This window comes from Paenibacillus sp. FSL H7-0350 (genome assembly GCF_038593195.1).
GTDB lineage: Bacteria > Bacillota > Bacilli > Paenibacillales > Paenibacillaceae > Paenibacillus_AQ.
Genome location: NZ_CP151972.1, coordinates 4,164,972 through 4,185,649 on the forward strand (window position 1 = coordinate 4,164,972; position 20,678 = coordinate 4,185,649).

Below are 20,678 nucleotides of genomic sequence, written 5' to 3' on the forward strand. Positions count from 1 at the left end.
TCGCAGCTATATTCGTGTAGCGCAAACTCACTACTTCACCGGCTGTACCTCCATCATCTTATCCCTGAACCGGTACGTCACTCTAATATTCTCAATAATTGCTGTGTCGTCGTAGGCCAGGGAACCCTCGAACGCTAACGTATCACTATGGGTCCACACCAGATGGTCCGCATAACTGTAATTCTCGTGATCACTGCGCGTCCAAGTATCCAGCTTACGCTGCGCGCCATGTCTGATTCTCGCCGACTCTACCAGCTCCGGACTGATCGTCCCCTTCTCCACATTCAGGATTTGCACGAATTCACTTTTATTCGAGCGGGTCACCACCGCCAGCAGTCTCCGGTCCGGGGACGGGAGGATTTCCTTAATGTACATCGAGGGGGCCGCGAAGCTGAAATACGGTTCCAGCACATCATCTTGTATGCGCCACAGCACATTCTGGGTGCCGTAATCCGAGTAATTGTTGAATAAGGTGAATATGATGCTCCCGTCGGCCATTTTGTGGAGATACGGGCTCTGGTAGCTTTTCGACAGGATATCCGTGGCAAAAGCAGCCGACTCCGCGATCTTCGCGGAATCACTGGTCAAGAAGGGCCGCAGCTTCTGCAGCGCCAGTTCCCGCGCCTTGGGATCGTTGAAGCTCTCCACCAGCCGGTTCACCGCAATATATACCTTATCATCGTTGCCGCTGGCTAACGCCTTCAGGAATTTGCCGGCCTCATACTGCGCACGGGGGGCCAGCTCCATATCCTCCGCTGTCAGATAACGGATATAAGGCTCCTCCGTTTTATTTCTGGTGTATTCTGTGGCGAGCAGCACGGTAGAAGTTGAGCTGTACACGACCAGACAGGCGACTACGGCGATCCATCTTTTGGAGAACCTGTGGCTCCTGCTCCTGCCTCTTACTCCGCTGTGTTCAGCTGCCGCAATCAGCTCCTCGTCAATCTGCCCAATCTCCTTATACAAGTCCTCCCGCTTCATAGGTGAACGCCTCCCTGGTCTAAATGAACTCTAAGCTTGTTCCGGGTCCTGAATAGGCTCGACTTCACCTTACTGCTGCTCATACCGAACCTGTCGGCGATGGCTTCTATCGAATCCGCATACCAATACCGTCTGACAAAAAGCTGCCGCGCCTCCTCCTCCAGCCCATACAGGAATTCATTGATTAACCGGGCGGTTTCGCCTGCGGCATGCTCCGTTTCTACCGTCTCCGCCGCAGGCAGGCAGTCCTCCAGCTCCTCCAGAATCACCTCAAGCTGGCGGCTCCGCTTCTTGGCCGTATTATAACCATGCTTGTCGAGCGCGATATTGCGGGTGATCCGCCCCAGAAATACCTTCAGTCTGCGGGGCAGATTAGGCGGAATAGCGTTCCATGCGGCCAGATAGGTGTCGTTCTCACACTCTTCCATATCGGAGGGGCTTGCGACAATATTCCTGGCGATCGCCCGGCAGTAAGCACCATATTTGTTCCGGGTCTCCGTGATGGCCTGCTGTGAGCGCTGTAAGTATAGCTGGACTATCCCCTCATCTTCCATCTGCTATTCTCCTTTTACGTCCTCTTATGTATATAGTAGAGAATGCTTAGCATCCGTTGCATCCCTCTCACCAAAAATGCGATTAGCGCCCGGTTCATCACCGTTACGCTAATCGCATCCTGATTCCAACCTTAGATTAAAGCATCGAAATGGCCCTCCGCATCCACCGTCGCCGTCCGGGGATCGGTCTGGCCGATACCCTTAAGGCCGCCCTTCCACTCCATCCTCCAGGGCGGAGCCTGAACATTCTGGGCGGCGGCACTCACATCCGTGACCGCGCTGCTTCCGGCTTTGTGCGCGAGCTGAACCTCAAGGAGACGGATCTGCCGCTGGAGCTGCTCCCGGCGGTAGGACGTTGCCTGCCCGCCCTGCGCCGCGTTCACCCGGTCCAGCTCCATCATCAGCCGGTTCCGCTGCTTCTCCAGGGAACTGACATCGCTCTGTGTGCCGCCGTAGGCCATGATGACCTGTACCGGACTGATTCCTGATACACTCTGTCCTAGCATGATCCATCCCTCCAGTCCTTGGCCCCCGCCTCAAATCCAGATATTTGGAAGCTTCTATTCCTATCTATTACCCTGCTGCTCCCGGTATGACAACATTAAGATGCACTACTGAATTTCATTCTTTGAAAAATCCCCGAAAACAATTTACATAATATCCTATATATGGTATCCTCGATGTGGATGCGCTTACATAATATGTCGGGAGAGGAGGAGGCGGCTCCGTTTCTGTAGAGGGAAGGCAATTAGGCTTCACCAATCGAATCAAGGAGGAGATATGAAATGAAGAAAATAATGACCCGAATTGCAAGTCTGGCTCTGGCGACAGTACTGCTGTTGCCTGCAATGTCTTTTGCATCACCTGTGACAGAGGAGCAGGATTTGAGCCTCTCTGCGGATGCCGCTGCGGCTGTAACCAGCACCATCACTCCCGCTCCGCAAGGCTATGACGGATACCGCAATAATATTCCGCACGGCAACGTACAGCAGATTTCTTATTATTCGACTACCGTAGGCAAGTCAAGAAACGCGATGGTATACACCCCTCCAGGCTATACCCCTTCCAAGACCTACAATGTTCTCTACCTGCTGCACGGCATCGGCGGGGATCAGAACGAATGGCTGAACGGGATGAATCCGCGGAACATTCTGGACAACCTGTACTCCCAGAATAAGCTGGAGCCGATGATTGTCGTGTTCCCGAACGGCCGCGCTATGGCGGATGACCGCCCAATCGGCGATATTTATGCTGCCGACAAGGTAGCTGCCTTCGAACGGTTTGAATTCGATCTGATCAATGACCTCATTCCTTACGTTGACTCTCACTTCCCGGTATACAAAAACAAGCAAAACCGTGCCCTGGCCGGATTATCCATGGGCGGCGGACAGACCCTGAACTTTGGCCTGAAGCATCTGGACAAGTTCTCCTGGATCGGCGCGTTCTCTTCTGCTCCGAATACGAAGTCGGCCTCACAGCTGATCACCAATCCGGCGCAGACGGCCAGCCAGCTGAAGCTGCTCTGGATCTCCTGCGGCGCCTCGGACGGCCTGCTCTATGTCAGCCAGAATTTCCATAACAGCCTGACCAGCATGAACGTTCCGCATCTGTGGTATCTGGATGTAGGCGGACATGAGGGCAAGGTCTGGAGCAGCGGACTGTATCAGTTCTCGCAGCGGATCTTCAAGTAATCCTGATCATAGCCTGCCTTCCCCTGATCCGCTAAGGTAAGGGGAGGGCAGCATTTCAAGATGAGCCCGGCCATACTACAAGGAGGGCAATACGATGGATGCAATAATCGATTACTATGATTCCTATGATGAGGAGGGAAGGCTGTTCAGGGATAACGGGCATCAGATCGAATGGATCACAACGATGTCTTACTTCAAAAAGCTGTTTAAGCCGGAAGCCTACATTCTTGACGGCTGTGCAGGAACGGGGAATTACTCCTTTCAGCTTGCAGAATTGGGGCATAAGGTAGTTGCCGGAGATATTGTTCCTCATAATGTAGATATCATTAGAGAGAAGCAGCGCATACGCCCGGTGTTGGCTGATATGTATACAGGAAGCATCACGGATTTATCACGTTTTGACAGCGAAACCTTTGATGTTGTTTTGAACATGGGGGCCTTTTATCATATCGGCAATGAAGACCGGCAGCTTGCCATGACCGAATGCCTGCGCGTACTGAAGCCGGGCGGGTTACTCGCGGTCTCCTATATTAACAATGCCGCCGTTTCGGTATTGAGCATAAGTGATAGACTCAGCAACATGGAAGATGTACTTACCTGGCATACCAATCAGACGAAGGATGGTCTATTCCTACATATGTCACCTCAGGAAATGGAACACATGGCCGCAGCCTATCATACAGAGATCGTTGCCCATCTTGGAACAGACGGGATCGGCTATCTTCTAGCTAACCATATTAATGGGGCGCAGCCAGAAGATTTCGAACACTGGCTTCAGTTTCATCTGCGGACCTGTGAGGATAAGAGTCTGCTCGGATATAGTTTGCATGCACTGGCGATTGTGCGGAAAGTGTAAACACAGACTCACTCCCCATAAAGCAAAATAGGCTGCACGCTCATCGCGTGCAGCCTATCATGATTGATCCTCTCCGCTACTATTTGCCCGCTCTACCCAAGCTCCGTATAAATCTGGAACGTCACCCCGTACTTGTCTGTCAGATCGCCGAAGCCGGGGCTGAACGGCTCCTCCCGAAACGGCATATTGACTTGACCGCCCTCCTGCAGCGCATCAAAAATCCTCCGCGACTCCTCCACACTATCCGTTGTAATGCAGATGGTTACCCGCTTCCCGCTCTCAACCGGCGTACCGCCAGGAGTATCCGAGAACATCAGCTCCGTGCCGCCCACCTGTACCTTGGCATGGGCCACCAGGCTTCGTACCTCATCCGGGAACGTGTCCGGGAGGTCCGGCATATCACCGTACGTCAGGATGGAGAGAACTTCAGCACCCATAGTCTGTGCATAGAACTGAATAGCCTCCTGCGTGCGCCCCTCCAGAGTGATGTAGGGAGTAAGTTTGACTGTCATTGTGTGTTCCTCCTTGAGTTCGGATTGGAATTGCCTGTGTGATTCATTAGTATAGACGTTCTAGCCGCGGAAGAATCATCGGTGCTCCGGCAATCCAAAGCGAATAAATAATTCAGTATCTATAAAATGATGAACATGCGCGATCTTCCCCCCGCTCAGCTCAAGCACATGAATTGCCCACGGGACCAGTAAACCGTCTTCTCCAGAGGGAACATACTGGGCAACGGCGGGCCGGTTCCCGTTCACCCGGACCGGCATCAACCGCGAGCCCACACAGTGACTGCGTGTGATCTGGTAGAAGGCCGCAAGATCCGCGCTGCCTTGCACCCACATCGTAAATGGCGGCATCGACAGGCTGCCGTTCTCCTGGAATAAGGCTAACAACGCAGCTATATTGTATTGTTCAAACGCCTCCACATAGCGGGTAATCAGTCCTTCGTCCACCTCGTCATCGTCTGCCTGCAAAGCCTCGGACCGGAGCTGTGCCTTGGCTATGGTTGCCCTCGCCCGCTGCATCGCGCTGTTCACTGCGGCCACGGTCATCTCCAGTGCCCCGGCGGTCTCGGCTGCCGACCACCGGAAGACCTCCTGCAGAATCAGCACGGCACGCTGGCGGGGCGGCAGCAGCTGAAGCAGTGCAATGAAGGACAGCCGCAGGGTCTCTCTGCTGACCAGGATATTACCAGGGTCATCCACATGGCCCGGAGCGGGCCAGATCCAGGAATGCTGCGGCAGAATCTCCCTAGGCTCTGCAACCACAGCGGCCGGTTCCGAGAGATCCATCGGCAGCGCCCGCCGCTTGGCGCTCCTCAGCCGGTCGAGACAGACATTGGTAGCAATCCGATACATCCAGGACCTGCGAGAGGCCTGCTGCCTCATCTGCTCCTGGTGCTTCCAGGCCCGGATCATAGTATCCTGGACGGCATCCTCCGCCTCGAAGATGGAACCCATCATCCGGTAACAATACCCGGTTAGCTCGGAGCGCATGTCCTCCAGCCCGTTTAGGGTCTCGGGGGTCGCATTGGTCTCTGGAGTCTCATAGGTCTCATGATGATGATTCAATTCAGACAGTCTCTCCTTCATGACCCGTCCAGCTCTCCCTCCATGAACTGTATGAGGTAGTGTTCAGGCTGCACAACAAATTCCGGGAAGCTGCACAGATCTGCATACGTCTGATGCTCCAGATCATAACAGCCGAGCTGCCCCTTCTTCTGCGGATTCCAGACCAGCACCAGACCGGAATAATTGTCAATATCGGCAGACAGGCGCAGCAGCTTGCGCCGGCCGGCCTTCATCTGAACAGTATCGGTGAAGCTGAAGAAGTCGATGTACCCGATCTTGTATTCATTGGGGGCCAGCGTCAGGCGCAGCTCGTCCCCGGTAAGGAACTGGACCAGTTCATCAGGCAGTTTATATTTGGCCAGCTCCGCTTTCTTGTTCGCTACATTGTGGACATCCGGCGGTTCCAGCGATTTCAGGTATTCCGCCATGGCGGTATGCTTGCTGCTGACCGCAATCGTATACGCCCGCTCGCCGTCCTTCTCCGTCATCATGATGTCCGCACCGCGTTCTACCAGGAAGCGGACCATATTCAGATTCCCCATCCGGGCAGCTACCGTCAGCGGCGTCGCCCCGTAAGGATAGACCATATCCGGCTTGTTATAATTGATATCCACTCCCTGATCCAGCAGATAGGTAAGCGTCTTCAGATCATGGTCCGAGGCGGCCTGCCGCAGCACGGCACCGGCATGTTGCCGGATGTCCAGACCCAGCTCATGGATCAGCGGGATATTCTTCTTGTTGCCGTAGTACGCCTGTGAATAAGCGCCCGATCCTGTCCTGCTGAGCAGGTCAAGCTTCGCGCCCTGTGCAGCAAGGTAGCGGACGAGCTCCTCCTTGCCATAACGGACCGCCCGCAGGAAGGCCGGATTCTCGCGGACATTCAGCTTCGCGCCATGCTCCACCAGCAGCTTCACCACCCCGGTCTGCTGCGTGATAATCGCCAGGTCGAGCGGGCTGACTGTGGTACGCTTGCTAAGCTCCAGCTCTGCTTCGATATCCCAGCCCGCCTTGATGGCAGCCTGCAAAGCCGGAACATCCCCCTGATAGATCTGCATCGCCCGCTCCGGCAGCACCTCGAATTTCCCTATGTCCTTCAGGACAATCATCCGCACTCCTCCTTATTCTTCACTCCTATGCATACGACTCGCATCCCTTCGACAGAAGCCACTCTTTCAGCTTGGCAGATACCTGCCCGGCAGCCTGCTCATAGAAGACGGCTACCTCCTGCCCACCCGCCAGATTCAGGCGGATATAGCCCCCCAGCTCCCGATAGAACAGGTAGCAGACATAAGGATTCTCAATGAAGAGATCCGGCGGATGGTCCGCCCGGTAGAGGTCAGCCAGCTCCGTGAGCGCCAGCTGGCCCGCTCCCGGCGGCATCCGCAGGAAGACATGCTCGCGGGTTCCCGTCCACGGCTCATAATAGACGCTCTCCTCCTGGCTCCGCCCATAGATCCGGCGGTAGATGCCATCCAGAATCAGGGCATAGCCAACAGCCTCTTCCCCTTCCCCGGCAGACAGCGGGATCGCTTGAATCTGCTCTGCATGACGGGGCAGCCACAGCAGCCCGCTCACCCCGGGATGGACCGCCAGGAAATCACCGTCCACGGTGGTTCCTATAGCCGTACACTCGCCGATCTGCTGCTCCGTTATAGGACTGTCTTCATCATGCTCCCATAACCCATATTCGGCAAAAGGCCGCAGCACCTCAGGGTCAGGAGCCTGCACATTCATCCAACCCCGATACGTCCCTTCGCCGTACTGCTGCAAGAACTTGGTATAGGCTGGCGGATACAATTCTGCGTTCTCCGCTTCAAGCAGGTGCCTGAGATGCTCTGACAACCCTTTGGTTTCAGATACGATATACATTCGTCATTCCCCCGGTTTCCTGCATGAGTTATTCATCAATAACCTTACTCTGCGGCTTCCGCCAGCCAAGCCTGCATCGCCGGAGTATCCGCCCGGTTCAGCCGCAGAGCAATGTCCGTATTCCCCTCATCCGGCGGCATCACCTCGGCAAGCACGCATACGTCCTCACGCGGCTGATTGAGAACGAACAGCCCCTCAGCATCCAGCATCCTCATCGCCAGCTCAATGGCCTCCAGCCGCAGCCCGAATTCATGGTTCCATGCATCACCCTCAAGCTCGGCAATAGAAGGGCGCGCCTGGAATAACCGCTTGACCTCATCGAAATGCTCATCCCCGAAGGAGCAATAAGGCGAATCGGCGTAAGACCATTTGATCAGCTCGGCGATTTCTGCTGCTGGTATGCTGCCACCTTCTGCCTGTCTTGCCGCTTCCTGCTCCAGCGCTTCCCGTGACCAAGCGGAGAGGCTTGGCGCATGTCCCTCGCCCGTTGTATATAGCGTACAGTAATAATAATGCTCCCCATTAGCGAAAAGCTCGCGGAACGACCTCCGCGCCGCCTCCACGATCTCCGCCGCCAGCCGCTGTATTTCCAGTCCCGCACTCATGGCTATTTCCTCTCGTCGATCAGCTGTTCCAGAAATCCGGCGAACGTGGTGGCGTATTCCTCAATCAGATCATTCATCAGGTCATAACGCATGACCGGGAATTCTCCCTGTTCATCAGGAGCAGAAGTATCGAAGTAATACAGCTCATCACTGTCCGGCACAAACAGATCCAGCCGGTGCGGGAACCGGCTGACCCACCAATCCTCCACCAGGTTCAGCCTGTGGATATACAGCAGATCCCAGTCGGTATACTCCCTATCCTCAGGAGCAACCAGCGTCAGAATTTGCCCGTCCCCCAGGCTCCCACCCCCATAACGGGTCAGCCACCAGCGGTAGGACGGCGGCAGCTTGAAGCCTAATTCCGCCTCGGCTTCGGTAATCCAGCTCTCCTCGGCCCCATGGCCCGGAAACCACCTTATCGCGGAAGGCTTACTCAATTTCTCGGTCAGACGCTCATACATAGATGTACTCCCCTTTCCCTGCTAAGGGATGATTATAGATTGTCAGGATGAACAGCAACGGGCGCATCATCATTCATGCGCAGCAGAATATACTCGGCCTCTTCCAGCGGCAGCTTCAACGTCCGGCTAACCTCATGGAGTCCCATCTCCCGGGAGAGGAGGAGGCGTGCCTGATGGATTTTCCCTTCCAGCCAGTTATTGGCCAGCATCCAGCTTTTCACCTGTTCCAGCAGCTCCGCTTGGGCAGTTTTACCGGCATGCTTGGTATATTTAGATACAGACTCTGCCAGATAGCTGTACAGGTGAATGCCCAAGGCCTCGCGCTGCTCATTCTTGGACATACGCTGGTACAACTCGTAGCTTAGGCTGAGATCCAGATAGAGGGTATGATCCCCGCTGTCAAAGCGTCTGAACGTTCTCCGCCCGTAGCTATCAGGCAACACCCGGAACACCACAAAGATACCATAGGGAAACTCCCATGTATTCGCCAGTTCCTCTAACGGCATCAATTCATCTCTAAGTACACCCACACATGTTCCATGGGTATCCAGCGTAAAACCCAGCTGCATATCAGCACCCTCCCCCCGCTTAAGACACCCTTGGTTTATTTTCCCCTTCTATAGGCATCTGCCAGTTGGACCAGATACCAGACAGCCGCACCGGTCAGGGCTGCGAACAGCAGATTAATACAGCCGAATACAAGAAATAACTTGGCTTTGCCCGGCCCGATCCGCACAGCAGCAACAAGCTGGAGAATCGCAGGGAGCAGGAACATCAGCCAGGAGACGGTGATCAGCTTTTCGGTCTTGAAGCTCCACCATACCGCACAGCATGATAGAGCGAGCACGCCCCAGGTACAGATCAACTTCAGCGCCATCTGTTCCCCTCCCTTTCATGGATAACCCGGTACATCAGCTAGACCCTGGTGGCCCATGGATCACGAGCCCATATTGTCTGACCATCCAGGAGTTGCTTAAATCTTCAGCCGCCGCACGGCTTATGCGTACAGAGGGCTTCTGTTCCTCCATCGCCTTCGGGTCTTGCGCGTAGAAGCGGAGAGGCTTGGTCATTTTTTGAATAGAGCCGGTAATTCCCTTGTAGAGGGCATAGCTCAGCGGCTTGTGCTCCCGGACATCCTCATAGAGATAATACTCCCCTTGCTCATCCTGAGCATTGACGCGGTGCCCCTTAGGGCAGGAGATCATAATGCAGGGCAGCTCGTTCTCTGCCCATTGCCCGTGATAGGGAATAGAAACACCCTCATTTCTCGCAAAAAAACCAAAGCTCTCCGTGTCCGGCAGAACCGACATCGAATAGATGAAGAAAGGGCGCACCCCGCTCGCTTTTTCAGCAGCTATATAATATTGATAGAAGGCGCGATACGCCTCCACTACCTGATTCTGATCATGCTCTGTATGGGTATTATTGGTTAAATAGTACCGCACCTGCGTAGGCTCCAGAAGCTCTACGACTCTCTTAAGCTCCTCGGGGGTGATGAAGAAGCGCAGCTTGTAGAACCCGCTGTTTTTTAGCATCTTCTTCTACCATTCATACGTAACAAAGCGTGCTCTGAGCGTCTCTTCATACGGCAGCCAATCCGCATCGCTCCATAGTGACATTCCAGTAATTTCGGACAGCCGCTCCACCGCTTGCTCCGGGTTCGTAAGGCTGATGAATGCGCCGAAGTTCTCCTGCTCCGCTTGCATCCCGAGCACCCGCTGGATATATTCGTCAGCTATGCGCTCTTCCCGCAGCTGTTCATATTCTTCCCGGGTCCAAGGCTCACAGAAGATTCGTTCGGCCTGGATCTCCCCCTGCTCAAAGAACGACAGCTCGAAGATCTCCTCATTCATGTATGCCACCGTCATCACCGGCTCCCCCAGCAGCGCGGACAAGGTTCTGCCAGCCTTTTTCACCGTACCCCATACGAAATAATCGTGAAGCACGCTGATCCAGCCCTCATTACTTTGGCTTACATAGATAACGGCCTTACGCTCCGGCGTCTCAGGATAACCCAGTACTTTGCCATGCTTGCCGGTCAGCTCCTGTAATGCTTGAAGGGTCTTTTTCAGGTCACCTGACTTGATATGCAGATTTGCAAACGATCTTCCCACGGGTGGATGGCCTCCTTTAATGGCTTGTCTATAATTACTTGGCATACTAACATATAAACTAGATTTCATTTATTTTACCAAATTAATGCAAGGAGGAGCCACCTTGAATAAGAAATTCCTCTTAGCCAGATGGCAGGACGACCAGCTCTCTGAAGTGAACCGCCGTCTAGCGGCTATTTCAGGTAAACATAATCTCCATCAAAAAGACCGCTCCTTTCCCACCTCCCCTTATGGACAGACGGAAACAGGACTCAAGGATTACCGGGGAGTTACCCTGACCGAGAGCATACAGTACCTCACTCTACAGGATATTGATTTCTCTTATTCACGCTTCGAGGATTCGGCAAGCCCCAACACCTCAACGCTCACTCATTGTCGTCTGGATGGGGTAAGACTCGACAACAGATTCGTGACCCATACCTTTGGCCACTGTTCCTTCCGGGGAGCGAAGCTGAATGGTGCCAGAATAAGCAAGGCGTTCCATGATTGTGATTTCACAGGCTGCAACTTAAGCAAAGTGATCGCAAATGATGTGTCTTTCACCCGCTGCCGCTTTGATGACGCCAACTTCCGCAGTGCCTTATTGTTGTATTGCCGGTTCGAGGAATGCAGCTTTGAGGGGGCGCTGTTTCAAAACGGCTCGATCGCCGGAAGCCGCTTTGCGGGAGAGGCCCGCTTGCTCCCTGAGTGGGGGAACACGGTAATGGATCATGTTAAATTTGAGGAGTGATGCAGCCTGGAATAGATCCGCATATAACCATCCCGATTAGCCATAATAATACAGATTCTCTCATCCCACCCAAAGGAGCAGTTGATCTTGAAAAAGCTATGGCTAATGGTGTTTACTCTGGGGCTCGTATTCAATCTGACGCAAGCCGGAGGAATGGTGCAGGCCCAGGCAGGCGGCGGCAAAAAGGAGGCGGCCTGCTGGAGCCCGCAGAAGGTGCAGCTGAGAAGCGATATGCAGCAGGTGTGGATTGACCACACCATTTGGACGCACAACTATATTGTCAGCGCCCTCTACAATAACCCGGACCAGAAGGAAGTGTTAGCGCGGCTGCTAAGGAACCAGGAGGACATCGGTAATGTCTTGGGGCCTTATTACGGGGAGGCGAACGGCAACAAGCTGGCCGGACTGCTCAAGGAGCATATTCAGATTGCCGGGCAGATCGTCGCTGCCGCACAGAAAGGTAATGCGGCGGAGGTGCAGAAGCTGCAGGCGGATTGGCACCGGAACGCCGATGAGATTGCCCAGTTCCTGAGCGGGCTGAACCCGAACTGGTCCGTGAAGCAGGTGCAGGACATGCTGTACGAGCATCTGCAGCTCGTCACGGACATCGTGCTTGAAATCCTCAAAGGAGACTACGCCGCTTCTATTGCTGCCACCGATAAAAACGAGGTCCACATGATTCATTTTGCAGACCTGCTTACGGAAGGCATTGTGAAGCAGTTCCCGGAGAAATTTTAGGGAAAATAGACTGACCGTCCCGTAGGCGGACGAACCTAGCAGACATACAAACAGGCTTTTCACCCTCCCCCTAGGGATTGTGAAAAGCCTGTTTCTACGTTTAATCTCTCCGCGCTTTAGTAGATCTTGCCCAGCAGTGCGGTCACTTCCTCCAGGGTAAGGCCGAATGACCTGTAATACTGAATGTCGCTCTCCATCTGCTTCAGGACCATTTCATTACGAATGCGCAGCATCTCCTCCGGCGTGAATTCGGCGACAAAGCAGCCTTTGCCGGTTACCGTGTTAATCAGCCCGCTCCGTTCCAGCTCCTCCCACGCCTTCTTCACCGTGATGACACTGACACCAAGCTCCAGCGCGGCCTGGCGGATCGGCGGCAGGCAGTAGCCGCTCTCCAGCTCCCCTTGGAGAATCTGGGCGCTGATCTGTTCATACAGCTGCTGATAGATCGGCTTCTCGGAGGTGCTGGATATTGTTACATTCATAGAATCTCCACTTTCAGGAATCGTCTTACCGCCATCCGGTAGGCCAGCAGGTTACAAGCAATGAAGATCAGGACGCCGCCGGCCAGAATGGAGAGCTGCAGCCCTGTCCGGTCCAGCCCGGAGCCGTAGAACAGGCTATGCAGCCAATCATTCTGGATACCTGCCCACTGGACCAAGGTGGCGAACAGGACGGCTGCAACGGTCGATGCTGTGGTTGCTAGACCATACTTATAGGCTGTCTTATAGTATATCGGAATGAAGATGAGGTTGAAAAGAGCCATCATCAGGAAACACATTCCCCAAAAGCCCATATGCGGCGCAAAGAAGAAATATTGCATCTTCGGGTATAGCTGAAAGGTAAATATACTGGCAATCATGGCGACCAGCAGATGCATCAGCTCCAGAATGACAAGTACAGTGACTCTGGACTTCACAATATCGCTTTTGGTCACAGGCAATACGGTGCTGAACATCAGATCATTCTGGCTTTTGAAGCCGCCGAAAATATTCGGTACCGTGATGAAGCAGAAGTACAGCGGGACCAGGAAATAGAGCCAGCCGGGAATCAGCATAAGGCAGCCCATCAGGAAGGGCAAGACGAAGAACCAGGGATTGACGCCTAACTTCAAATCCTTCAGCACCAGATTATACATAGACACCCTCCTTTTTGGCAAAGTAGATCATGATGTCATCGAGAGTCGGGATAGCCGTGCTAAACGTCCAGGCGGGATCGAGATCCCGGGTATGGATCAATCCGGTGAAGCCGAAGGAGTTGATTTTGTAGGAGATCAGCTTCCCCTTCACTTCGTTAAGCCGGGACTCGCTGCCGTTAAGTAACCGGTAGGATTCCTTGAACTCGTTCTTCTCGCTACTTGCCACAATCTGCCCTTGTTCAATAAAGGTGATGTAGTCGGCACAGCGTTCGAGGTCAGAGGTAATATGAGTGGAGAAAAGGATGCTGATCTCGCCGCCCATGATAAGCTCCTGGAAAAGATCCAGCAGATCGTCTCTGGAGACCGGATCGAGTCCGCTGGTCGGCTCATCCAGAATCAGCAGCTTGGCGCCATGCGACAGGGCCAGAGTCAGGCTGTACTTCACCTTCATCCCGGTGGACAGCTCCGCGATTTTTTTGTTCTCATCCAGCTTGAACCGCTTCAGATACTTGTAATACGTGTCATCATTCCAGTTCTTATAGAACTTCTTCGTGATGCCCGTCAGCGTCTTGATCCGGCTGCGGGTGTAGAAGTTAATATCGCCGAAGGCACAGCCGATGTCCTGCTTCAGTTCCATCTCATGCTCCGCGATATTCTTGCCCAGAATGTGAATCTCGCCGCTGTCCATCTGAATCATATTTAGAATGGATTTGATCGTCGTTGTTTTGCCGGCGCCGTTCACGCCGATGAAGCCCATAATATATCCCTGCTCCAGTTGAAAAGATACGTCTTTGAGCTGAAAATTCGAATATTTCTTATTCAAGTGTCTAACATCCAAAGCCAGCATAACTAACCCCCTCAACAAATTGTGTATTCCGTGTATACACAATGTATCATGGAGATTTCACAAAGTCAACGGTCGGGTGAAGATTAGGCTGCCGCCTCCGCAGGCATCTCCTTCGGCTTACGCCGGAAGAACGGCTTGCCCTTAGACCAGTTAATGAACGGCTGCTCGATAACATAAAAGGAGAGCGTCGCGGCCAGATACGAGATGGCAACAACGGTGAGGCTGATGCCCAGCCAGCGCCACACATCCCTGACCCCGGAATAATGGAAATCCTGAATGCCGTACTTCTCGATTAAGGTAATGAACAGATAGTGCCATATGTAGAGGCCGAAGGACACTTTGGCCGTATACCGGAAAAAGCGGTTATCCAGCACACGCCCGGCGTACCGGCTGAAGGGTGCCGAGAACAGCACGATTCCGAACAATATGGCATAGACCGGGAACATATACGGCTGCTGCTGGAGACTGAAGTCGAATTCGCCTGCATGGCGCATCCGCCAGATCAGGAGACCGGCAAGACACAGAGCAAGTACTGCGGCGGCATCGAACACGCCGAGCTTGCTGAGCCGTTCCACTCTGGGGCGGCGCTGCAGCAAGGCGTTCGTTATCCCCGCCGCCAGAATCCCAATGGTGAAGTGGCCGAAGAAGCCGACTGGATTGTATCGCGGCATCCAGAATTTCGCGCCGCCTACCTGGCCATAGTCCCAGCCCCGGCCCTGCTCGCTTGGAGTAAACCAATGATGAATGAGGGCATTGGCAGCAAGCACCAACCCAAATACGGCGACCCAGAACAGGATCGCCTTACCGAAGGAATGCCGCTTGCCAAGCATGAATAACACCGCCATGAAGAGTGGCATCAGCAGGTAGCAGAATACCTCGAAGCTGATCGACCAGAGCGGCCCGTTCAAGTCGGAGGGGAAGAACGTGGTGTAGTGAAAGCCCGATGTGAAGGTGAAGGCCGCTGCAATCCGCCGCCCCAGGAACTCCATAGGAATGTCCAGCCTCCAGGTCAGGAGCAGACACACCAGCAGTGACACATAGAAACCGGGCATAATTCTAGCGGCACGGCGCAGGGTGTACGTCCGCAGGCTCGGATACGGACCATTATTCAGATACGCACTCCAGAAGGGGAACGACAGCAGGAAGCCGCTTAGCAGAAAAAACAAGCTGACCCCGCTGTTCCCCAGAAGCAGCACGGATTGCAGATCCTGGAGCCAGGGTTTTTGTGCGGGCATGATCAGCTTTTGCGACAAGTGATGCAGAATAACAGATAAGCAAGCGATTGCACGAACACCATCCGCTCCAGATAAACGGGTACTGCCCAGACGAAGGTTTGACATCAGCTCAACTTCCTCTTTTCATGAGTGATTCCTGAACGGATGGCCGCCAGCAACACAACCACCATAGCTGCCGGACGCAAGCAGGATAATCGAGGACTGAAGCACCGAAGCTGTAAATTCACCACTCCTATTCGCCTAACCGATATACGCCGATATCAGGTACTCCTATCTTTCAATACATGATGGTTAAATCCTTCCGCTCTCCCGCATTCTGCCAAAATATTTCAGAGATTGCCCCGGCTGGCAGCACATGATCAAGGAATTGCACGGCATCGCTGTTGAATTTCCACCCCACGCCATACTGATCCACCAGCATTCCGAAGCACGAAGACCATGGTGTAGCGGATAAAGGCATGATGACATGTCCGCCCGCAGACAGGCCCTTAAAGTACTCCTCAAGCTTCTGCTTGTCCTCCATCACCAGGCTGATCAGCATGGCATTCCCCTTCACCAGCGCTCCCGTTACTGCTTGCATAGAGGGCAGCAGGTCAGACATCATAATTGTCCCGCCCTCGAATGCTATAGAAGACTCCATAATCAACGCCAACTCATTGGCCGGCAGGGGGTAGTTCGGGTCCTGGGGAATATCTCCGAATTGGACCTTTTTCACGGTTGTGGCCTGCAAGGCCTCCGCATAGAATTCAATCGCTTGCCCGGCAACACCATCGAAATTAAGATAAGCAATAGCTGACATAGAGCATAACCTCCCTCATAAGATAAATGTAGTATAATACACGATAGGTGACGGCTATATGTCACCGTTTCACACTTCACTCAAGAAAGAGGGAACCGGATGGACAAGGTGGAGCGGTTGATTACCATCATCATGATTCTGCTCAAAAAAGACATTGTGCCCAGCACTGAATTCGCACAATTATTCGGCGTGTCCAAACGGACGATTCTCCGCGATATGGAAGCGCTCAGCCTGGCGCACATTCCTATATACGCCACTCCCGGCGTACAGGGCGGCTACGGCATTATGGAAGAATACAAGATGGACAAGCGGCTGCTAAGCAGCTCCGACCTGGAGAATATACTGGCTGCACTCGGCGGGCTGGGGCAAATTCTGATCAGTGAGGATGTAGCTATGACGATTCGGAAAATAGAAGCAATGGTTAGCCCGCTCATTTCTAAGGGGTCGGTTCAGCTGTCCTTCTATGATTGGGAGGGACGCGCGGAGCTTGCCGGAGCCATGAAGCTCTGTCAGGAGGCCATCGCCGGGGGCTGGCTGCTCTCTTTTGACTATACTGATAGAACAGGTACTCCCACAAAACGGACCGTGGAGCCTTATCAGCTTCATTTCAGTGAATCAAGCTGGTATCTGAAGGGCTTCTGTCTGGAGCGGATGGGGGCGCGGATGTTCAAGCTCTCCCGGATGGAGCAGCTGAAGCGGAAGGAACAGACCTTCAGCCCCAGAGCCGAAATGCTGAATCAGGCACGGGAGGCTGAAGTTCCGCCGCAGTTAACCGAAGTGAAGGCACTGATCTCGCCGGGCATCAAGGATCAATTCATTGAACGGTACGGCCGCAAGAGCATCGAAGCCTATAACGCGGAACAACTGCTGGCTACGTTCTATATTCCGCAGCACCCGATCGGATATCAATTCCTGGCCGGCTTCGGCACCCATCTGGAGATTATGGAGCCGAAGGATTACCGTGAAGAATTCCGTAAGTACCTGCTTGAAATGATGAGCCGGTATGCATAAAAGTCACTATACGGAGAGGCCGGCTGTCACGAGGCTAGCTTTCCCCCGTACGGTTCAATGGTAATGAGGATGCGCTTAGACCGGTGACCACAGCGGCCAGCGACAGACCATATTTAAGTTATCTCCGTGCAGCTCCGCGGTCAAAGTACCGTTCATCTTGTTCATGAGGCTTTTGGCAATGGACAGTCCCAATCCTGAGCCTTGCCCTGACCGGGTACGGTCCACCGTATAGAAGCGGTCGAACAGTAGCCTCACATCCATGTCGGATAGGTCCTTCGCTTCGTTCACAATCCGCAGCTCTGCTGTCGTCTCCCGCTGCTCGAAACAGATGAACACCGGGCCGGTAGCGTGCTTCAACGTATTGATAAGCAGGTTCTCAACGACCCTCCGCACGGCCGATTCGTCAGCATAGACTGCTACCGGTTCCTTGGGGAGCCAGATGTCCGGCATCAGTCCCCGCTCATTAAACGAATCGTAGAAACCGACCAGTGTGTCCGATAGCAGAACCGTCATTACAATCCGCTCGGTTTTAAGCTGATAATCCGCAGATTCGATTAAGGACAACTCAAAAAAATCGTTCAACAGGGCCTGAAGCCGCTTTGTCCGGTTTTTGACAACGCTCAGATATTCGCGCTTCTCATCAGGCGTTATCGGCTCTACTTCCAGCAATTGAATATAGCCAAAGATGGAGGTTAGCGGCGTACGGATATCATGAGAGATGTTGGCAATTGCCTGACGCAGCTCATTCTCTGTCTGCCTGCGGTTAGCCTCCGCTTCAACAATCAGATCGGATTGGAGGTTAATCTGGCCTGCTAGCGCTTCGAGGTGCTTGTCAAATAGCGTGACCTCCAGCTTTTTACCAGTGGCTCGTTCGTTATAGCGGCGAAGCTGCCTAGTCATCCTCACCAGCTCCCGCCTCAGCACTAGAAGATGAGCCAGCAGGAGAGCCGCCGCTGTAACCGATATGAGCGTTACGATGAACAAGACTCTCCGCCCCCTTCTCTTACTTAATTTCCTTCTTGCGGAATATGAGAACGCCTAGCAGCCCGGATACAACTATCGTCAGCAGCGGTGCCAGCAGGAGAGCCGGCAGATCGCTGCCATCCATATGAGTCTTGCCGATTTCACCCAGCAGCTTGAAGACCGAGTAATCGTACACCGCAGCTAGAACCGGGATATACTCCGCCAAGTATCCCAATATCATATTAATAGCCAGGAAGAAGATCATCAGGAAGCTGATGGTCTTGCCGCTCTCGGCGAACACCGCTGTGAATAAAGCCCCGATTGCTGCGTAGGCAGCCGTGTACAACAACGTGAATCCGAGGGCCCGGGGGATGAAGAGAGCATCCACTCCCTCCGGCAACTGGCCGAAGCCTGAAATCATTGATACTTCGGCCAAGCTGAGCAGGGGAAATATCAGAGAAATCACCATAGCTCCCGCTGAGAATCCAATCAGCTTGGCTGTGTAGAGCTTCCCTCTGTCGTTGCCCGACGAAGCGGCCGACTTCATGACACCTGTCGTATATTCGCTGGCAATGAAGAATCCGGCCAACGCAGCCACGCTGAATTTAATAACATAACCATTGCTGGCCACGAATTTAATCAGAAATTCGGCACCGGTGAACTGCGGCTTGCCGCTGGTCTTATTATCGATATAGTAGAGCAGGGGATAGGCCAGGGAAAGCAGGGCAATGATGAGCAGCAATACTAGGAACGACCGGTCCTTGCGCAGCTTGAACAGCTCCGCTCTGATCAGGTTATACATGCCCTGCACCCCCGATCCGCTTCATGAAATAACTCTCCAGATCTGCCCCCATGGACATAAACTGCTCGATGGTAAGACCTGCGGAGAATAGGGCCGTGGACACCTTGCCGGGTTGTTCCCGGTACCCGTACAGCTTGATGACCCCATCCGGCATGACCTCGAAGTCGGTTGTGCCCAGCTCGTTCTGAATCACCATGGCTGCTCTGTCCGGATGATCCGCTTTAATATGGACATACTGCTGGCATTTATCGTTCAATTCCCGCGCGGTAAGCTGCTCCAGCAGCTTGCCTTGATGGATAATGCCGTAATGGCTGGCGAGCAAATGCAACTCGCTTAGAACATGGCTGGAGATCAGAATCGTTAACCCCCGTTCATGATTGAGCCGCTTAAGCAATTCGCGCATTTCGATAACGCTCATCGGGTCAAGCCCATTGGTGGGCTCATCCAGGATCAGAAATTCCGGGTCGTTTAGCATGGCAACGGCAAGGCCCAGCCTCTGCTTCATACCTAGCGAGAAATTCTTCACCTTCTTCCGCCCTGTGTCCTGCAGTCCAACCAGTTCCAGCATTCTGCGGATGGAGTCCTGGCCGGGAATGCCCCGAAGAAGACGGTTCACCTCCAGATTCTCACGGGCCGTCATCTGCGGGAACAACGAGGGACCTTCAATAATCAGTCCCATCCGTTTACGGGCCTCGGTTAGCTCCCGTTCCGTACCGGTGCCAAATAATTCAATCGTCCCTTCCGATGGAAAAGCAAGTCCGGTGACAATACGCATCAGCGTCGATTTGCCGGCTCCATTCTGTCCAATAAAGCCATAGATCGCGCCCTTGCGGATAGAGATATTCACTTTATCCAGCGCAACACTGCCTTTGAATCTTTTGGTCAACTGATTCGTTTGCAACACATATTCACTCATTGCTGCCTTGGCCTCCTTCACATGTGATAGACCAAGTATAGAAATCAAAACTTAAAAAGGGCTAAAGCCAACCCTTAAGAATATCTTAAGACTTCAGCCGGTAGCCCATTCCCCATACGGTCTCGATATAATCACTGCCGGGCGCAGTCTTCGCCAGCTTGCCCCGCAGATTGCTCACATGGACGTTAACCGTATTATCGTCACCATAATAGGGCTCCCCCCATACGCTCTCGTACAGATTGGCCTTAGTGAATACCTTTCTGGGTTCCGATAACAGCAACTGGAGAATTTCATACTCCCGGGCAGTCAGAGCTACCTCCGCTCCCTCTGCTGTTACCACTTTGGAATCGCAATCCAGCACAAGACCGTTATACTGGAGGATGCGGGCTGAAGCTGAGGGTATAATCTGCATGAACCGGCGCAAATGGGAGTCAATCCGTGCCGATACCTCTTCAATATCAAAAGGCTTCGTAATAAAATCATCTGCACCTCCGCGCAGTGCCGACACCTTGGTCTGCTGCTCTCCCTTCGCCGAGATAATAAGGACAGGCATACTCCCCCGCACGCGAATCCAATTCAGCAGCTCCTCTCCCGTCATTCCCGGCAGCATCAGATCAAGCAGAACCATGCTCCATTGCCGCTGCTCCAGATAGAGTAGGGCCTCTGTACCGGAGAAGGCGGGCTGGGGCAAATATCCGCTTTTTGTAATAATGCTGCACAGCAGCCGGCTAATGTCACTGTCGTCTTCAGCAACTAGAATAGATATTGGCTTGTCCATCGGATCTCCTCATGTCATT

General features: G+C 53.5%; 27 protein-coding genes. 5 read left to right on the forward strand and 22 right to left on the reverse strand.

What is annotated here, in order from left to right; translation table 11 throughout:
- Positions 1 to 30 precede the first annotated feature (30 nt).
- The 3 genes from NYE24_RS18970 to NYE24_RS18980 form a co-directional block, all read right to left on the reverse strand.
- Positions 31 to 981 (reverse strand): hypothetical protein, encoded by a 951-nt coding sequence (locus NYE24_RS18970; RefSeq protein ID WP_342476404.1) that lies wholly within the window; start codon positions 979 to 981, stop codon positions 31 to 33.
- Positions 978 to 1,535, reverse strand: a complete 558-nt coding sequence (locus NYE24_RS18975) for a sigma-70 family RNA polymerase sigma factor (protein ID WP_342476405.1) — start codon at positions 1,533 to 1,535, stop codon at positions 978 to 980. The genes NYE24_RS18970 and NYE24_RS18975 overlap by 4 nt, the downstream gene beginning before the upstream one ends.
- A 131-nt stretch (positions 1,536 to 1,666) precedes the next feature.
- Positions 1,667 to 2,041, reverse strand: coding sequence for a hypothetical protein (locus NYE24_RS18980; protein ID WP_036691616.1), 375 nt, complete (start codon positions 2,039 to 2,041; stop codon positions 1,667 to 1,669).
- 279 nt (positions 2,042 to 2,320) lie between these two features.
- Here NYE24_RS18980 and NYE24_RS18985 point away from each other — a divergent pair, with 279 nt between their 5' ends.
- Together NYE24_RS18985 and NYE24_RS18990 are read left to right on the forward strand one after the other, a co-directional pair.
- Positions 2,321 to 3,226, forward strand: coding sequence for an alpha/beta hydrolase-fold protein (locus NYE24_RS18985; protein ID WP_036691613.1), 906 nt, complete (start codon positions 2,321 to 2,323; stop codon positions 3,224 to 3,226).
- Positions 3,227 to 3,320: 94 nt separating this feature from the next.
- Positions 3,321 to 4,082 (forward strand): methyltransferase domain-containing protein, encoded by a 762-nt coding sequence (locus NYE24_RS18990; RefSeq protein WP_342476406.1) that lies wholly within the window; start codon positions 3,321 to 3,323, stop codon positions 4,080 to 4,082.
- 92 nt (positions 4,083 to 4,174) lie between these two features.
- Here NYE24_RS18990 and NYE24_RS18995 read toward each other — a convergent pair whose 3' ends face one another.
- The 10 genes from NYE24_RS18995 to NYE24_RS19040 all read right to left on the reverse strand — a co-directional run bounded on the left by NYE24_RS18995 (position 4,175) and on the right by NYE24_RS19040 (position 10,705).
- The gene (locus NYE24_RS18995; protein ID WP_036691608.1) at positions 4,175 to 4,594 is read right to left on the reverse strand and encodes a VOC family protein; all 420 of its coding nucleotides are present in this window, start codon (positions 4,592 to 4,594) and stop codon (positions 4,175 to 4,177) included.
- Between the two features lie 75 nt (positions 4,595 to 4,669).
- Positions 4,670 to 5,677, reverse strand: coding sequence for a sigma-70 family RNA polymerase sigma factor (locus NYE24_RS19000; RefSeq protein WP_076156317.1), 1,008 nt, complete (start codon positions 5,675 to 5,677; stop codon positions 4,670 to 4,672).
- On the reverse strand, positions 5,674 to 6,762 hold the full coding sequence (locus tag NYE24_RS19005) for an ankyrin repeat domain-containing protein (protein ID WP_076156314.1): 1,089 nt from the start codon (positions 6,760 to 6,762) through the stop codon (positions 5,674 to 5,676). Before NYE24_RS19005 ends, NYE24_RS19000 begins: the two co-directional genes overlap by 4 nt.
- A gap of 25 nt (positions 6,763 to 6,787) precedes the next feature.
- Complete coding sequence (locus NYE24_RS19010; RefSeq protein WP_036691603.1) at positions 6,788 to 7,525, reverse strand: hypothetical protein; 738 nt, start codon at positions 7,523 to 7,525, stop codon at positions 6,788 to 6,790.
- A gap of 44 nt (positions 7,526 to 7,569) precedes the next feature.
- Positions 7,570 to 8,130, reverse strand: coding sequence for a DUF4303 domain-containing protein (locus tag NYE24_RS19015; RefSeq protein WP_342476407.1), 561 nt, complete (start codon positions 8,128 to 8,130; stop codon positions 7,570 to 7,572).
- Positions 8,131 to 8,132: 2 nt separating this feature from the next.
- The gene (locus NYE24_RS19020; RefSeq protein ID WP_342476408.1) at positions 8,133 to 8,591 is read right to left on the reverse strand and encodes an SMI1/KNR4 family protein; all 459 of its coding nucleotides are present in this window, start codon (positions 8,589 to 8,591) and stop codon (positions 8,133 to 8,135) included.
- 32 nt (positions 8,592 to 8,623) lie between these two features.
- Positions 8,624 to 9,160, reverse strand: coding sequence for a hypothetical protein (locus NYE24_RS19025; protein WP_036691595.1), 537 nt, complete (start codon positions 9,158 to 9,160; stop codon positions 8,624 to 8,626).
- A gap of 35 nt (positions 9,161 to 9,195) precedes the next feature.
- Complete coding sequence (locus NYE24_RS19030; RefSeq protein ID WP_036691592.1) at positions 9,196 to 9,468, reverse strand: hypothetical protein; 273 nt, start codon at positions 9,466 to 9,468, stop codon at positions 9,196 to 9,198.
- A gap of 34 nt (positions 9,469 to 9,502) precedes the next feature.
- Complete coding sequence (locus tag NYE24_RS19035; RefSeq protein WP_342476409.1) at positions 9,503 to 10,126, reverse strand: hypothetical protein; 624 nt, start codon at positions 10,124 to 10,126, stop codon at positions 9,503 to 9,505.
- A gap of 6 nt (positions 10,127 to 10,132) precedes the next feature.
- Positions 10,133 to 10,705 carry a hypothetical protein gene (locus NYE24_RS19040; protein ID WP_076156310.1) on the reverse strand — a complete coding sequence of 191 codons (573 nt, stop codon included), beginning with the start codon at positions 10,703 to 10,705 and terminating at the stop codon, positions 10,133 to 10,135.
- A gap of 103 nt (positions 10,706 to 10,808) precedes the next feature.
- Here NYE24_RS19040 and NYE24_RS19045 point away from each other — a divergent pair, with 103 nt between their 5' ends.
- Positions 10,809 to 11,435, forward strand: a complete 627-nt coding sequence (locus NYE24_RS19045) for a pentapeptide repeat-containing protein (protein ID WP_341027592.1) — start codon at positions 10,809 to 10,811, stop codon at positions 11,433 to 11,435.
- 105 nt (positions 11,436 to 11,540) lie between these two features.
- On the forward strand, positions 11,541 to 12,173 hold the full coding sequence (locus NYE24_RS19050) for a glycosyltransferase (protein WP_342479264.1): 633 nt from the start codon (positions 11,541 to 11,543) through the stop codon (positions 12,171 to 12,173).
- Between the two features lie 116 nt (positions 12,174 to 12,289).
- Here the strand turns inward: NYE24_RS19050 and NYE24_RS19055 are convergent, their stop codons facing one another.
- The 5 genes from NYE24_RS19055 to NYE24_RS19075 all read right to left on the reverse strand — a co-directional run bounded on the left by NYE24_RS19055 (position 12,290) and on the right by NYE24_RS19075 (position 16,189).
- The gene (locus NYE24_RS19055) at positions 12,290 to 12,655 is read right to left on the reverse strand and encodes a GntR family transcriptional regulator (protein WP_342476410.1); all 366 of its coding nucleotides are present in this window, start codon (positions 12,653 to 12,655) and stop codon (positions 12,290 to 12,292) included.
- Complete coding sequence (locus NYE24_RS19060) at positions 12,652 to 13,308, reverse strand: ABC-2 transporter permease (RefSeq protein ID WP_036691579.1); 657 nt, start codon at positions 13,306 to 13,308, stop codon at positions 12,652 to 12,654. Before NYE24_RS19060 ends, NYE24_RS19055 begins: the two co-directional genes overlap by 4 nt.
- Complete coding sequence (locus NYE24_RS19065; RefSeq protein WP_076156302.1) at positions 13,301 to 14,155, reverse strand: ABC transporter ATP-binding protein; 855 nt, start codon at positions 14,153 to 14,155, stop codon at positions 13,301 to 13,303. The genes NYE24_RS19060 and NYE24_RS19065 overlap by 8 nt, the downstream gene beginning before the upstream one ends.
- A gap of 83 nt (positions 14,156 to 14,238) precedes the next feature.
- Entirely contained in the window at positions 14,239 to 15,495 is a 1,257-nt protein-coding gene (locus NYE24_RS19070) for an acyltransferase (RefSeq protein WP_342476411.1), read from the reverse strand.
- A gap of 172 nt (positions 15,496 to 15,667) precedes the next feature.
- Positions 15,668 to 16,189, reverse strand: a complete 522-nt coding sequence (locus tag NYE24_RS19075) for a VOC family protein (protein WP_342476412.1) — start codon at positions 16,187 to 16,189, stop codon at positions 15,668 to 15,670.
- A 99-nt stretch (positions 16,190 to 16,288) separates the two neighbouring features.
- Between NYE24_RS19075 and NYE24_RS19080 the strand changes: the two genes are divergently transcribed.
- Positions 16,289 to 17,200: a YafY family protein gene (locus tag NYE24_RS19080; RefSeq protein ID WP_342476413.1), complete on the forward strand. Its 912-nt coding sequence runs from the start codon at positions 16,289 to 16,291 to the stop codon at positions 17,198 to 17,200.
- A 75-nt stretch (positions 17,201 to 17,275) separates the two neighbouring features.
- Here the strand turns inward: NYE24_RS19080 and NYE24_RS19085 are convergent, their stop codons facing one another.
- The 4 genes from NYE24_RS19085 to NYE24_RS19100 all read right to left on the reverse strand — a co-directional run bounded on the left by NYE24_RS19085 (position 17,276) and on the right by NYE24_RS19100 (position 20,659).
- Positions 17,276 to 18,184 carry a histidine kinase dimerization/phospho-acceptor domain-containing protein gene (locus tag NYE24_RS19085; protein WP_342476414.1) on the reverse strand — a complete coding sequence of 303 codons (909 nt, stop codon included), beginning with the start codon at positions 18,182 to 18,184 and terminating at the stop codon, positions 17,276 to 17,278.
- A gap of 19 nt (positions 18,185 to 18,203) precedes the next feature.
- Positions 18,204 to 18,965, reverse strand: a complete 762-nt coding sequence (locus NYE24_RS19090) for an ABC transporter permease (RefSeq protein ID WP_342476415.1) — start codon at positions 18,963 to 18,965, stop codon at positions 18,204 to 18,206.
- Complete coding sequence (locus NYE24_RS19095) at positions 18,958 to 19,881, reverse strand: ATP-binding cassette domain-containing protein (RefSeq protein WP_076156294.1); 924 nt, start codon at positions 19,879 to 19,881, stop codon at positions 18,958 to 18,960. The genes NYE24_RS19090 and NYE24_RS19095 overlap by 8 nt, the downstream gene beginning before the upstream one ends.
- 85 nt (positions 19,882 to 19,966) lie before the next feature.
- The gene (locus NYE24_RS19100) at positions 19,967 to 20,659 is read right to left on the reverse strand and encodes a response regulator transcription factor (RefSeq protein ID WP_342476416.1); all 693 of its coding nucleotides are present in this window, start codon (positions 20,657 to 20,659) and stop codon (positions 19,967 to 19,969) included.
- Positions 20,660 to 20,678: the final 19 nt, after the last annotated feature.